Source organism: Desulfitibacter sp. BRH_c19, assembly GCA_001515945.1.
Lineage (GTDB): Bacteria > Bacillota > DSM-16504 > Desulfitibacterales > Desulfitibacteraceae > Desulfitibacter.
In genome coordinates, this window is record LOER01000004.1 from 105,841 (window position 1) to 119,285 (window position 13,445).

Below are 13,445 nucleotides of genomic sequence, written 5' to 3' on the forward strand. Positions count from 1 at the left end.
ATGACTTCTCTTATTACCACACTATTGGCATTTATAATTGTCGTTTTCATTGTAAACATAACAAAAGCTACGTGGATAGCTATGATGGTAGGTTCTTTTGTGGCAGCTTTGGGGACTGGATTATCCTTTGAGGCTGCCTTCAAAATTGCCCTGAATGTTCTGCAAAATCCCTCTACGTTATCTCTTATTGTAACTGTGGTATTAATTAAATCTTTGGGAAACATAATGGAAAAGGCTGGACTAATATATAAAATGGTATCTTCCCTGCAATCAGCAATAAAAAATCCTAGGATTATTGTAGCTGTTATCCCTGTATTACTTGGTTTATTACCAATACCGGGTGGAGCTTATATGTCTGCACCGTTAATTGAAAAAGCTGGAAGAAAAATACAATTAACAGGCAGTAATCTTGTTGCAGCAAACATAATTTTTAGACATATAGTTTATTTTGTATTTCCTTTATATCCTACTTTAATCTTATTACAGTCTTTTACTGGTATTAGTGTATATAAGGTTATAAGCTTTTGTTTTGCACCCATGTTAGTTTGTGCCATTTTGGGATTTCTTGTTATTCTTCCACAGGGTTTAAATGTGACTGATAAAATTGAAGGAAGCTCGGCGGATGACTGGAAGGAGTTCTTAAAAGCCAGTTTCCCTATAACACTACTTGTGGTATCAGCAATTATTTCCAACAATTTTTTATTTGCTGCTGTAGTAGCTGTTATAACTAGTTTGGTGTTATCTCAAAGGTTATTTTCCACGAGCTCAATTAAAAGGAATCTGATTGATTCATTAAAGGAGCTTGACTGGAAGCTGGCATTAACTGTATTAGGAATACTTTTTTTTCAAAAGTATATTGAAGCAGCTGGAGCTTTAACTTATATGGCTGGAATTCTTACAAATCAAGGTGTACACCTTAATGTTTTACTTTTAGTAGTTTCATTTGTTACAGGACTATTAACTGGTTCTACCCTTGGTGCAGTGGGAATAGGGTTAAGTATATTTGTGCCGTTGTTTAGTAACCATTCAAATTTAGTGGTTGTTGTTAGTTTATTATATTTATTTACAATGATCGGATATTTCGTTTCTCCTCTACATTTATGCTTAATATTGACGCAGGATTATTTTAAGGGGAATCTAAAAAGGGTCTACCAATTAATGGCAGTACCCTTGTTTGGATTATTATTTACTGGACTTATTCTAGGGCTACTCCTCGGTTTTTAACTGCAGGAATGGCTATATTATCTCTGGGAGTAATTGATGGGTAAATCCCATATAATATGCTCCAGTTTTCTACTAGACCACCAGTAAAGGTTAACCCTTTTTCTAGAGTATGGGGGTCACCGATTGCCTTTATAATACACGGAAATAATAGTTTCTCATCATTCACAAAAATTTCATCTGAAGAATAAGGTTGAATATAGGTATTAACAGTTATTCTGTGATCATTAATAGCTATGGCTTCAGCTCCTGTAGCCCATAGCTCATTGACAAGATCTACTAAATCATAATGTAATAAAGGAGCATCCCCTGTTATGGTTACAGTAATACCAGGACCATTAACAGGCAATTCACCATTAAGCATCTGTAATTGCTCAATTTCCTGTTCGGTATTATCGATTCGCTCGATTCCCCTAGCTGTTTCATACTCAATAGTGCTTTTTCTTTGTCTTAATTCTTGAACAGTTATTGACAAGTCATCTTGTTTTTCTTTCATAGTATTATATAGAGTAATTAAATCTCTAGCATCCTGGTAGGCAAGGGAGTTTATCAATTGTTGCTGAGTTTTAAATTGCATACTTATAAATATACCTAAGACTAACAAGACAATGGTGAAGGAGATAATTGACTTATTCATGGATTTGTTCCCCTCTTTCTAGATGGGATTGTCTGAAGTTACCCTTGTATTCAGGAATCTCTACTTCTCCAACTTCTATTTTTACTGGAAAATTGCGAGCTTTTAGATAGGGGATTTCATCACCTAATAATAGTTTTTCCTTAATCTCTTCAGGATCACCCAAAGCTTTGATTTGGTATGGAGGTGCCATAGGTGTAGTGTTAACTAGTATTACAGTACCTACACATCTAATATCTGAACTGGAAACAAGTCTTTGATTATTAATTGCGATAGCCTTCGCTCCAGCAGCCTTTAATTCATTAACTAGATATAAAACAGTCTTATCGTGAATTATATAATCCTCTGGTCTAAAGGATGCAAAGTCAGTACTAGCAGAAGCAGCACCCTGAACATTATCATCTAAAGTTATTGTAATTCCTGGACCAACTACAGTAGTCAAAGAATTTATTGACCTTTGAAGGTGGAGATAGTCTTGTAAGAACTTTAAAGTACCTGCATCCTGATCTTCAACCTCTTGATACTGGGATAATTGATTTCTAATGGTACCTATCTCTTCTTCAGTATCATGTATATCTGTTTCCAATTGCTGAATCATTTCAATTATATTTTCATGCAGTATGGAACTGGAACTGTCTGCTTCTGCACGAGTAGATTTGTACTGCCAGGATAGAAGCAAACCCAAAATTGTGCATACTATAGTTATATTGAACATCCAAGTTTTTTTCAAAGAGATTCACCTCGAATTTTTACTTATTATTAACCTTTAAAAAGGTTAATGGCGTATATATGTCGAAAGAATTATGGTGATATATATAAAAGTAATATAGTATTATATAGATAGTTATATGCACATTATTAAAAGGTGGTTTCCTTTAATATGTTTTCTCAATTTAATTTTCTCATATATTTAAGTCCATGGGAAATATTTTTAATAATTTTAGATATAACAGTAGTTTCATTTGTTATATATAAGGGCATTATGCTCATCAAAGGAACAAGGGCAGTACAGCTAATTAAAGGCTTATTCGTACTGGTCGTTGCCTTTTTTATTAGTGATTTGCTTCAGCTTACCACGGTTAATTGGTTTTTGCAACAGATACAATTGTTAATTGTGGTAGCCTTACCCATCGTATTTCAGCCTGAGTTGAGAAGGGCTTTAGAACAATTGGGTAGAGGTAAGATTTTTAGCAGCTCAATGACGTATTTGGCAGTAGAAGATCGTTCTCGCCTAATTAATGAACTAGTACGGTCGGTACAGGCACTTAGTAAAAATAAGTATGGTGCTCTAATTGTAATAGAAAATGAAACTGGTTTATCTGATTTTGTAGAAACAGGTGTAAAACTCGATGGTGTAATTTCAGCAGAGTTGCTGGTAAATATATTTGTGCATAATACTCCTCTCCATGATGGAGCAGTTATTATCAGAGGTGACAGAATTGCAGCTGCAGGTTGTTTTTTACCGCTAACAGATAGTCCTTATTTAAGTAAACAACTAGGAACAAGGCACCGAGCAGCATTAGGTATCACAGAAACTTCAGATTGTGTTGTGATAGTAGTTTCTGAAGAAACAGGTACTATCTCGCTTGCCCATCAGGGGGAATTGACACGTTATCTCGAAGAAAAGAACCTTAAAGAAATGCTTGAAGACGTTTTACTAACCAAACAGAGTAATACATCTATCTTCAATATCTTTAAAAGATCATCTTAAAGAGTAGTGAGGGATTAATATGCTTGGACATTTTCGCAATAATATGATATATAGATTGATTTCAATTTTTGCTGCTATTACAATCTGGTTTTTTGTCTTTTCGGAAAGAAATCCCACTACGGAAGATGTAGTAACTGTGCCCTTAGAGGCTTCTGGTTTAGCAGAAGATTTAGTAATTGCAGAAAAACCTAATACTGTTAACATTCGTTTTCAAGGGAAATCAAATGTTGTAGATAAGATTAGCTCTAGGGATTTCAGAGCACATATTTCTCTTGAAGAAATTGGTGCAGGTATTAGGTCTGTCCAAGTAGCTACAGAATTCCCAGCAGGGGTAAGAATAGTTAGTGTTCAACCCTCATGGGTACAGGTTCAAGTTGATCAGGTTAGTACTATACAACTACCAGTAGAGTTGGCAATAAGTGGTGAAGCTGCTTCAGGATATCTCTTGGAAACTCCTAAATTAACTCCCTCCCAAGTAATCGTAAAAGGCCCAGAAAATCATCTAGAAAATATAGGGAGAGTATATGTTAATGCAAGTTTTAATAATATTTCCATGAACTATGTTCAATCCCTGCCAGTTTTAGTTGAAGATAAATCTGGTAATCTTATCTTGGATTGGCTTGAGGTTGTTCCTAGGAATGTTGATGTATTAATACCAGTTGTAGAAGACATACCTAACAGGACAGTTCCCATAATAATTGATCTTATTGGGGAACTTCAACCTGGAATAGAAGTAGACAAGGTATTAGTTAATCCAGCTACTGTAAGAATTTATGGACAAAGGGATATAATAAATGATATGGGGTATTTAACACTTGAATTAGACATTAGTGAGCTTGAAGAGAGTACTAGCTTTGAGATTGAAATAGAATTGCCTGAAGGAATAGAAGGTCTAAATGAGAATACGGTTCAAGTTATAGTGGAGGTTGTAGATGAAAATTAGGATATCTGAGTTACGAATAGGAATTGATGAGGATACAGAAATACTAAAAAAACTTGCCTGTGAAAAACTAAAGATATCAAATGACATGGTAAAAAGTTGGTGGATCGAAAGACAATCCTTAGACGCGAGACGGAAAAAGGAAATTGCTTTCGTATATACTGTTGTACTTGTTTTAGAGGATGTGCTAAATCAGATTAAAACAGTTCTTCCACCTAAAAGTAGTATTATTGACCAGGAAGATGAAAGTTTAAATATTCAAAGAGGAGACGGGTATCTAAAGTACCCACCCCTAGTCATTGGGACCGGCCCTTCCGGTCTTTTTGCCGCTTGGCTCCTGGCAAAGTGGGGATATAATCCCATTGTTATAGAAAGAGGAAAAAGTGTCTTTGCCCGCCAGAAGGATGTTGCAAGGTTTTGGGATGAAGGAGAATTAGATACTGAATCAAATGTTCAGTTTGGTGAAGGAGGAGCAGGTACCTTTAGTGATGGCAAATTGACCACAAGGGTTAAGGACAAAAGAGTTAAGCTAATTTTAGAAGTATTAGCAGAAGCTGGAGCCCCCGAGGAGGTTATGTACCAGGCAAAACCCCACCTTGGAACTGACAAGCTTAGAAATATTGTTGCAAACATAAGAAAAGAAATAATTAGCTTAGGCGGTAAGGTTTTCTTTCAAGCCAAGGCTACAGACTTTATTATAAAAAATGGAGTCCTAGAGGCTGTTGTAATAAACCAAAAGCATGAATTTCCTGTATCTAGATGTATTATTGCAACTGGCCACAGCGCTAGAGATACTTATGAGGTTTTATGGAAAACACAAGGAGTAAATCTAGAAGCAAAACCTTTTGCAGTAGGGTTACGAGTCGAGCATCCTCAGCATATGATAGACTGTGCTCAATATGGGCAATGGGCAGGAAACCCCAGACTTGGTGCTGCTGATTACCATCTTACTTATAGAAATACTGAGCTAAATAGAGCAGCCTATAGTTTTTGTATGTGTCCAGGTGGATATGTTATTGGAGCAAGCTCAGAGCCAGGTACGCTTGCTGTAAATGGCATGAGCTATCATGATAGATCATCTGGTACGTCTAACTCAGCTGTAGTTGTTTCTGTTGGTGAAAAAGACTATGATTATACGGATCCCCTATCTGGCATGAAGTTTCAGAGAAAGTTGGAGAAAAAAGCTTTCCAGTTAGGTGGAGGTAGCTTTACAGCTCCTGTCCAGACAGTAGATGATTTTATAAATGACACCATAAAAGAAACTCCATCTAGGTTAAACCAAGCTACATATAGGCCTGGAGTTAAAGAGGCAAACCTCAGAGATTGTTTACCTAAAGAAATTGGTGAAGTTCTTGGCGAGGCATTACAGGATTTTAATAAGAAAATATGGGGTTTTGGAACTAATAAAGGGATTCTCACAGGTGTAGAAACAAGAACATCTGCACCACTTAGAATACCAAGAGATGATAAATTTCAAGCACTTGACATTGATGGATTATATCCAACAGGTGAAGGGGCAGGATATGCTGGAGGAATTATAAGTGCGGCAGTAGACGGAGTTAGAGTTGCCCAGTCAATTATTGAGACATATGGATTACCAAAAGATACAGTACCAGCAAATTTGATTGAAGTACTGGAGGGCTAGAGATGGCTAAATTATTTGGAACAGATGGAGTACGAGGAATAGCCAATAAAGAATTAACTGCAGAGCTAGCATATAAATTAGGTAGGGCAGGAGCTCATATTCTTTCAAAAGAAACAGCTAATAAAAAGCCCCTGATTGTAATAGGCCAGGATACTAGAATATCTGGACATATGCTTGAGGGTGCCCTAGTAGCAGGAATTTGCTCTGTAGGTGGAGATGTAATAAAAGCTGGCATTATCCCTACTCCTGGAGTATCCTACCTTATAAGGCAGCTAAATGCTAGTGCTGGAGCTGTGATATCCGCCTCCCATAATCCAGTAGAAGACAATGGTATAAAGTTCTTTTCATCCACAGGATATAAGCTTTCAGATGCTATAGAAGAAGAAATTGAAAAGCTTGCTTTAGGTGAGGATAAAATGCCCTTCCCAACCGGAACAAATCTTGGTTCAGTAAAGGCTTTAGAGGATTCATGTGAAAAATATATTAGCTTTGCAAAAAATACCATTGACACTAATTTGCATGGTGTTAAAGTAGTAGTAGACTGTGCTAATGGTGCAGCCTATCAGGCAGCACCTCAGGCCTTAAAGGAGCTTGGGGCCGAGGTGATTGCTATTAACAATCAACCCAATGGAAGTAATATTAATCAAGATTGCGGTTCAACTCATCCAAAACAATTACAGAGTGTAGTTTTAAAGCATTGTGCAAACATAGGAATAGCCCATGATGGTGATGCCGATAGGATGATTGCAGTTGATGAAAAAGGTAATATAGTTGACGGTGATCAGATTATGGTTGCCTGTGGTCTATACTTAAAGCAAAAGGGATTATTAAAAGATAATTCTTTAGTGGTAACTGTAATGAGTAATATCGGCTTACATCTAGCCTTAAAAAAGGCAGGTATCACAGTTCATCAAACTAAGGTAGGCGACCGTTATGTTCTTGAAAAGATGATAGATACAGGTTGCAACCTTGGTGGAGAACAGTCAGGACATATTATCTTTTTAGATCACAACACTACAGGTGATGGGCTCGTCACAGCACTTCAATTGCTTCAGGTTATGGTAGACACGGGCAAACCCTTATCAGAGCTAGCAGCTCAAATGGATGTATTTCCACAAGTCCTTATAAATGCCAAGATAAAAAGTAAGGATAAGGTTATGTCTAATCCATTATTCCTAAAGAGTATTGAAGAAGTTGAACAAAAACTTAAAGGTGAAGGGAGGGTTTTGGTAAGACCTTCAGGTACAGAACCTTTAGTTAGAGTGATGGTAGAAGGACCTGACAAAGATACCATAAGCAAAATGGCACAAGAACTAGCGGCTTTAGCCACAAAATTGGATGAAAAGCTTTAATAGATGATTGGGTTGGTTATGATCAAAGCGCCAGGACCGATTATTTAATCGGTTGACGAGGAGAGGGTTAATCGAGCTTTCGGCGGATTCCCTCCGGTATTGCCACAACCGACAAGGTATTTCAAAACCGCAAAGCAATTTGCGGGACAAAAGATATCTGGTGGTATAGCTCCTAATACTTCTAAGGAGTGATTAGGATAAATGTGTGGAATAGTTGGTTATATTGGTAAAGCGAAAGCAGTTCCTATTCTAGTGGAAGGTCTAAAAAAGCTAGAGTACAGGGGATATGACTCTGCTGGTTTGGCAGTTCTGGAGAATAGCGTGTTGGAGGTTGTAAAAACAAAGGGTAAAATGAAGGTTTTAGAAGAAAAGATAAATGGTAGTCTTAATGGATGCAATATTGGAATTGGCCATACACGTTGGGCTACCCACGGAAAACCTTCTGATACAAACTCCCATCCTCATAAGGACTGTAGTGGTAAACTAGCAGTAGTTCATAATGGTATCATAGAAAATTATCAATCACTAAAGGAATGGCTTCAGGAAAAAGGTCATAGGTTTGTTTCTGAGACTGATACTGAAGTTTTGCCTCACATCATTGAAGAGTTCTATAGTGAAACTAAGGATTTATTAAGTGCAATTAAGATGGCAGCTGCAAAAATTGAAGGCTCTTATGCAATGGTTGTACTATGTAAGGATTACCCGGGAGAGATTTTTGCAGCACGTAAAGATAGCCCTTTGATTGTAGGCTTAGGAGAAGGAGAGAACTTTTTTGCTTCTGATATTCCTGCAATATTAAACCATACAAGAAGGATATATATCTTAGATGATGGAGAAATTGCTAGGATTTCTCATACTGAAGTAGAGGTTTTTAGCGCTAATGGTAGTAAGGCAGATAAAGTTGAAACATATATAGATTGGGATGCCGAAGCAGCTGAAAAGGGTGGATATAGCCACTTCATGTTAAAGGAAATCCATGAGCAGCCAGAGGCAGTACGTAAGACATTATCAGGAAGAATAGATGCATGTGCAGGTAAAGTAAACCTAAGTGAGATCTCACTTTCACAGGAATATCTAAAAGGCATTAAGAATATTGCAATTGTGGCCTGTGGAACTGCATCCTATGCTGGTTTAGTAGGAAAAAATGTTATTGAAAAATTAACAAGGATACCTGTAATGTGGGATATTGCTAGTGAATTCCGCTACAGGGACCCCTTAGTAGATGAAAAGACATTAATGATAGTAATTAGCCAATCAGGTGAAACTGCAGATACACTAGCAGCCTTAAGAGAAGGAAAACAAAAAGGTGCTAGAGTTCTAGCAATTACAAATGTTAATGGAAGCTCCATTTCTAGAGAAGCCGATCAGGTTTTATATACATTGGCAGGACCTGAAATTGCAGTAGCATCTACAAAAGCCTATGTAACTCAATTAATAGCTATGTATTTATTAGCTTATGATATAGCTGATAAGGTAGGTACATTGGCCGACGTTGAAATAGCTCAAGGAGTTTATACTCTTACCAAGCTTTCTGAACAAATCCAGGAAGTACTCAAGTGTGAAGATGCTATTAAGGAGTGGGCAAAAGAAATTTCTAATTGGGATGATGTATACTTCCTAGGCAGAGGCATTGACTACAATGTAGCCCAAGAAGGTCAGTTAAAGCTTAAAGAAATTTCATATATTCATGCTGAAGCACTAGCTGCAGGTGAAATGAAACACGGCACCATAGCTTTAATTGAAGACGGAACTCCAGTAGTGGCTCTAGCAACCCAGAATGCTCTATTTGACAAAATGCTAAGCAACATCCAGGAAGTTCAGGCACGAGGTGCAAAGGTCACAGCTTTAACCTTTGAAGGAAATACTGAAATTGAAAAATCAGCAGAAAGGGTAATCTACATCCCAAAAACACTTCCCATCATAGCACCAGTACTAACAGTAGTACCACTTCAGCTACTGGCATATTACACAGCAATAGCCAGAGGCAGCGACGTCGATATGCCAAGAAATTTAGCAAAATCAGTGACAGTAGAATAAATAAAGTCTTTCCAGGGCTGGATGATGTTCAGTAATAATAAAGTTGTTGACGGCTGCAATAAGGTTTGTCAGTAGTTGCAATAAAATTAAGATAATGTCAGTAAGTGAAAGTGCTTTGTAGCTATTCCATGAAGTATTTCTACAAGACTAGAATTAATTTAGATTATTATTTAATGGTTATTAGAAAAGAGCAGTATACCTTTTCTAATAACCATTTTTATTAAGACTCGTCCATTTAGATCATAAGGAAATTTCTACCGAAATCCATTTATTGTGCTATTTACTAATGTTTAACGCTGCTTTATACAAGATGGAGCAATCAAAAAATGGAAAACTGTAGAGAGATATCCTCCATCACATAATTATAAAGAAATGTGACCATTAAACCTAACTAGAATTAGAGTAATTATACCATGGACTGGGAATAATATTATTATTCTAATTTAAGGCAGGTAATATATAAATGAAAAGTGATAGAGCCACAGCAGGAGCTATAGCAGGTATATTAGGTGCTATTACACAAGATATTTATGGTTTAACTGTAAAAGGGATTGGATTAACAGATAGGGCTTTTATAGATTTTGCAAAAGTAATTGCTTTCAGGACTGCAACAAGTGGAACACTATCATTTATTACAGGGTTGGTTGTTCATCTAACTTTGGGGATGATGTTTGGGTTGTTATTTTCATATATAATTTCAATGACTTCCAGCAACTTCTATTATTATAAGGCAATTGGATATAGTGCTGGATTATGGTTTTGGACTTTAGCAGTAGGATCTATGGTTAATCTACCATTATTTGCTGGAATACCAGTTATTTCTCAGATTACTACATTTGTTGGGGCGCTTATATTTGGCTTAGCCATGGCTTATTCTTTAAAGTTATTGGAAAACAAAACAGAAATTGTTTAACCAGGGTGATTAAATAAAATTTATTTGTTGATTTACAGTTTAAGTAGTAGGTGATTATTAATTAATCATCTTAATATGGGAACACTTTAAAACTATAAATGTTTGTGATACCTTATTGTATATGTCTCTGCGTTTAGATGAAATAGCATTATTGGATTATAATGTAAAAGTTCTTGTTCCTAAATTCAGGAAACTGTCTTATAACTACTATCTAACCAGCCAAGAGCACCAGACCACATCAATTGTAATAATGTATAAAATTCTTCCCCAAGAGTTTTTGGCAATGTTCCGTATAACATTACTGCTGACCAGTCGAGAAAACGCATTGTGGTTAGATGTAGCAACCCAAGTCATCTATTTTCTTTATTCCCATTTAGGAGGAGGCTATGATAATCTTGCAAGGCAACCACATGAGTTGAATGTGGACCCAGGTGCTTTTTCTAGGGGCTTACTGTTTTTATTTTATTATCAAGCCAATGGACAATCTTAGCCATTGTCAGTCCCCAGATTGACGCACCCACAAAGCTGGACACAGTTGTTTTTAGAGGTACAAAGTTCAGTTCCGGTACTTTAAATAAATGAAACACAGCTAAAATTATAAACCATAATGATACACCAAAGAACCAACCTTTTAGAAGCATATTATTACTCGTGAGAAGTCTTTGTATTAATATAACGAATACTATTCCTAACAGAGCATGGAAAAATAATGTGCCCAATGTGGCAAAAATCTGATATGACAAAAATACTGGTAGTTCCCCATACATCATTATGCCAGCAAAATCCAGCCAGCGAAGTGTAGAAATACCAAAGTAAAAAGCCAATAAATCATAAACTTTTGTTACAACACCGGCAACAAAACCTGCGATCATCCCTCTCGTAACTCTGTCTTTTATAGTCATTAAGAAATCTCCCTTACTTCTTAGTTATTTTGTCGGATTTTGTTTTCTGCTTCTGAAAATAGATTTCACGGTTTACTATTTTACCAGGGCATTTTCGTTACCACCATATTAGCGTTTGATAATCTGCTGGTATTTTCCTTAACATTTGTAAACAACAGTCTATATCATAAAGTTGGAATCATGTTTAAAATGTTTTACTACTGCATTACTGACATTAATAAGCAGATATTACTACTTCTTTGGACAGGTTATGGCTTATATTTAGGATTTCTTATTATTAGTAAATTATTCAGTATGATGGAGCCTCCCATAGAGAGTGGGCAATTAACATTACCATCTATCCTTCTTCTTACCTAATAACTACTTGAGAAATTGCAGTTTAAAGATATTTTTCGTATCAAAAACAACTTGAAATAAGAAGCAGTTTCAGAATATTACATCTCAAGCGAAAGCTGAATTGGGTGTTGACATCATTACGGCCATTGCCGATAAAGGATACTATTCAGCCTCTAGTTTTACTAATGTAAAGAAGATAATATAATGCCATTAGTATCAAAAGCTGATCTTGCGATATTTCAGCAACTGAAGAGTACGGTAAATCACAGACTGCTACCTTCCGACTTCCCCCATGGATTATTCGATTACCTAGTCTGTATGATTTGGAGGTTATTTCTTTTTGTTTTGGGAACGGACAGAAATAATCTTTTTAGGTTTTTTAGGAGCTATAGTACTATTAAAAATTTTGGGTCTCAGAATATCGATTCGTTCTAGGGTTTCAGCCTTTTTCTGTGGTTTCGAGGATATGATGTGGCTAAAATACTTTCCCAGAGCCCAGCCAGAAACAAGCCCTATGGAAAGATGCGACATAAGCAAAAGAAAGTCTGGCAAGGGCGTTAATAGTGAAGCCCTGGTAATATCCAGTGCCATTCCGATTCCGAATGTAATCACATATACTAATGAACCTAACGCTATTCCTTTAAAGACAGCATAGTCTGAACCAGTATAGCGCAGGAGGTAAAAGAGTATCACTCCAAAAGTCCCTGCTATTGTCCAGTCGGTTATAGCACCCGTTACGAGACTGAGGGGAGCATCTAAGTTTTCTTTGGAATAATAAAAGCCAGCAGCAATATGGACAAATGTATATCTAACCCATCCCATAAAGTAAAATGACCAAGTAAGTGCCTCTTTGACAAGATTCCCCATCCATCCTGCTAGAACTCCAGCAACAATAGAATCTCTTACCTTAAACATTAATGTTCACCTACTATTTTAATAAGATAAATATCTTTAATTACATAACCTCTTGAATAAAAATATTTAAGCTTAGTATTACCTAGTAGTTATTAATAATTCTATTGTTAATGAAAATAAAGCTGCATATTCTCTATAATATCTATTTTTTTGTAACGAATCGGGTTTTACAAACACTTATTAGTAGGAGGGTGATTGAGTGCAGGATATGGAAAAGCTTTATAATGATTATTTTCAAACGGTTTGCAAGTACCTGTTCTGCATGACTCATGATGCTGATTTGTCTGAAGAATTGACTCAGGAAACCTTCTTTACAAGAAGTGTCCTCAATGTAAATAAGCTTTTTATTTATATTAAAAATATGCTACTAATTATATTCTTACCCTTGGTATTTCATCAAGCCATCGAAGTGTTTGAGCCGTTGTTAAACCCCAGATGGCACCACCCATATGATTAGATACTACAGTAATAAACGAAGGTTCTTTTAGTATAGGCATTTGAAGAATGGTAGGTATGGCATAAGTAATAAATCCAACTAGTAATCCAAATACTGCTCCTTTAATTAAATATCTACTAGATGTTATATGGGGTATTAAAAATGCGAAAATGACCCCTAATGTTCCAGACCATAAAATTTGCATTACTAACGCGAAAAAACCCTCTGCATGACTAGTGGCGAATTGACCATATAAAATTACAGCTGCCCAATCAATAAACCGAATTATTTGCCAGTTAAAAATGCCTACAGCTATTAGAGTCCATAAATTCATTGCTATTCCACCAATAATTCCTGCTATTAATCCTCTTAAAAATCTATCCATATAAAATATTTGCCTCCC

At 36.2% G+C, this 13,445-nt stretch carries 12 protein-coding genes; 7 read left to right on the plus strand and 5 right to left on the minus strand.

Annotated elements, in window-relative coordinates:
• Positions 1 to 1,224, plus strand: a complete 1,224-nt coding sequence (locus APF76_09165; GenBank protein ID KUO53400.1) for a hypothetical protein — start codon at positions 1 to 3, stop codon at positions 1,222 to 1,224.
• On the opposite strand, the gene APF76_09170 is transcribed toward APF76_09165, so the two are convergent.
• Entirely contained in the window at positions 1,196 to 1,858 is a 663-nt protein-coding gene (locus APF76_09170) for a hypothetical protein (protein ID KUO53401.1), read from the minus strand. The genes APF76_09165 and APF76_09170 overlap by 29 nt on opposite strands.
• Positions 1,851 to 2,585 carry a hypothetical protein gene (locus tag APF76_09175; GenBank protein ID KUO53402.1) on the minus strand — a complete coding sequence of 245 codons (735 nt, stop codon included), beginning with the start codon at positions 2,583 to 2,585 and terminating at the stop codon, positions 1,851 to 1,853. The genes APF76_09170 and APF76_09175 overlap by 8 nt, the downstream gene beginning before the upstream one ends.
• Before the next feature lie 150 nt (positions 2,586 to 2,735).
• Between APF76_09175 and APF76_09180 the strand changes: the two genes are divergently transcribed.
• The 6 genes from APF76_09180 to APF76_09205 all read left to right on the plus strand — a co-directional run bounded on the left by APF76_09180 (position 2,736) and on the right by APF76_09205 (position 10,453).
• Positions 2,736 to 3,566, plus strand: a complete 831-nt coding sequence (locus APF76_09180) for a hypothetical protein (GenBank protein KUO53403.1) — start codon at positions 2,736 to 2,738, stop codon at positions 3,564 to 3,566.
• A 19-nt stretch (positions 3,567 to 3,585) separates the two neighbouring features.
• Entirely contained in the window at positions 3,586 to 4,509 is a 924-nt protein-coding gene (locus tag APF76_09185) for a hypothetical protein (protein ID KUO53404.1), read from the plus strand.
• Positions 4,499 to 6,151: a hypothetical protein gene (locus APF76_09190; GenBank protein ID KUO53405.1), complete on the plus strand. Its 1,653-nt coding sequence runs from the start codon at positions 4,499 to 4,501 to the stop codon at positions 6,149 to 6,151. Before APF76_09185 ends, APF76_09190 begins: the two co-directional genes overlap by 11 nt.
• Positions 6,152 to 6,153: 2 nt before the next feature.
• Positions 6,154 to 7,503: a phosphoglucosamine mutase gene (locus APF76_09195; GenBank protein ID KUO53406.1), complete on the plus strand. Its 1,350-nt coding sequence runs from the start codon at positions 6,154 to 6,156 to the stop codon at positions 7,501 to 7,503.
• A 201-nt stretch (positions 7,504 to 7,704) separates the two neighbouring features.
• Positions 7,705 to 9,540: a glutamine--fructose-6-phosphate aminotransferase gene (locus tag APF76_09200; GenBank protein KUO53407.1), complete on the plus strand. Its 1,836-nt coding sequence runs from the start codon at positions 7,705 to 7,707 to the stop codon at positions 9,538 to 9,540.
• Positions 9,541 to 10,003: 463 nt separating this feature from the next.
• Positions 10,004 to 10,453, plus strand: coding sequence for a hypothetical protein (locus APF76_09205; GenBank protein ID KUO53408.1), 450 nt, complete (start codon positions 10,004 to 10,006; stop codon positions 10,451 to 10,453).
• Between the two features lie 440 nt (positions 10,454 to 10,893).
• On the opposite strand, the gene APF76_09210 is transcribed toward APF76_09205, so the two are convergent.
• The 3 genes from APF76_09210 to APF76_09220 form a co-directional block, all read right to left on the minus strand.
• Entirely contained in the window at positions 10,894 to 11,355 is a 462-nt protein-coding gene (locus APF76_09210) for a hypothetical protein (GenBank protein ID KUO53409.1), read from the minus strand.
• 666 nt (positions 11,356 to 12,021) lie between these two features.
• Complete coding sequence (locus APF76_09215) at positions 12,022 to 12,606, minus strand: hypothetical protein (GenBank protein ID KUO53410.1); 585 nt, start codon at positions 12,604 to 12,606, stop codon at positions 12,022 to 12,024.
• Positions 12,607 to 12,977: 371 nt separating this feature from the next.
• Complete coding sequence (locus APF76_09220) at positions 12,978 to 13,427, minus strand: hypothetical protein (protein ID KUO53411.1); 450 nt, start codon at positions 13,425 to 13,427, stop codon at positions 12,978 to 12,980.
• Positions 13,428 to 13,445 lie beyond the last annotated feature (18 nt).

What these genes read in the sequence shown, in the direction of transcription:
- APF76_09165 (KUO53400.1), top strand. Translation starts at nt 1, where the DNA reads ATGACTTCTCTTATTACCACACTATTGGCATTTATAATTGTCGTTTTC.
- APF76_09170 (KUO53401.1), bottom strand. Translation starts at nt 1,858, where the DNA reads ATGAATAAGTCAATTATCTCCTTCACCATTGTCTTGTTAGTCTTAGGT.
- APF76_09180 (KUO53403.1), top strand. Translation starts at nt 2,736, where the DNA reads ATGTTTTCTCAATTTAATTTTCTCATATATTTAAGTCCATGGGAAATA.
- APF76_09185 (KUO53404.1), top strand. Translation starts at nt 3,586, where the DNA reads ATGCTTGGACATTTTCGCAATAATATGATATATAGATTGATTTCAATT.
- APF76_09190 (KUO53405.1), top strand. Translation starts at nt 4,499, where the DNA reads ATGAAAATTAGGATATCTGAGTTACGAATAGGAATTGATGAGGATACA.
- APF76_09195 (KUO53406.1), top strand. Translation starts at nt 6,154, where the DNA reads ATGGCTAAATTATTTGGAACAGATGGAGTACGAGGAATAGCCAATAAA.
- APF76_09200 (KUO53407.1), top strand. Translation starts at nt 7,705, where the DNA reads ATGTGTGGAATAGTTGGTTATATTGGTAAAGCGAAAGCAGTTCCTATT.
- APF76_09205 (KUO53408.1), top strand. Translation starts at nt 10,004, where the DNA reads ATGAAAAGTGATAGAGCCACAGCAGGAGCTATAGCAGGTATATTAGGT.
- APF76_09210 (KUO53409.1), bottom strand. Translation starts at nt 11,355, where the DNA reads ATGACTATAAAAGACAGAGTTACGAGAGGGATGATCGCAGGTTTTGTT.
- APF76_09215 (KUO53410.1), bottom strand. Translation starts at nt 12,606, where the DNA reads ATGTTTAAGGTAAGAGATTCTATTGTTGCTGGAGTTCTAGCAGGATGG.
- APF76_09220 (KUO53411.1), bottom strand. Translation starts at nt 13,427, where the DNA reads ATGGATAGATTTTTAAGAGGATTAATAGCAGGAATTATTGGTGGAATA.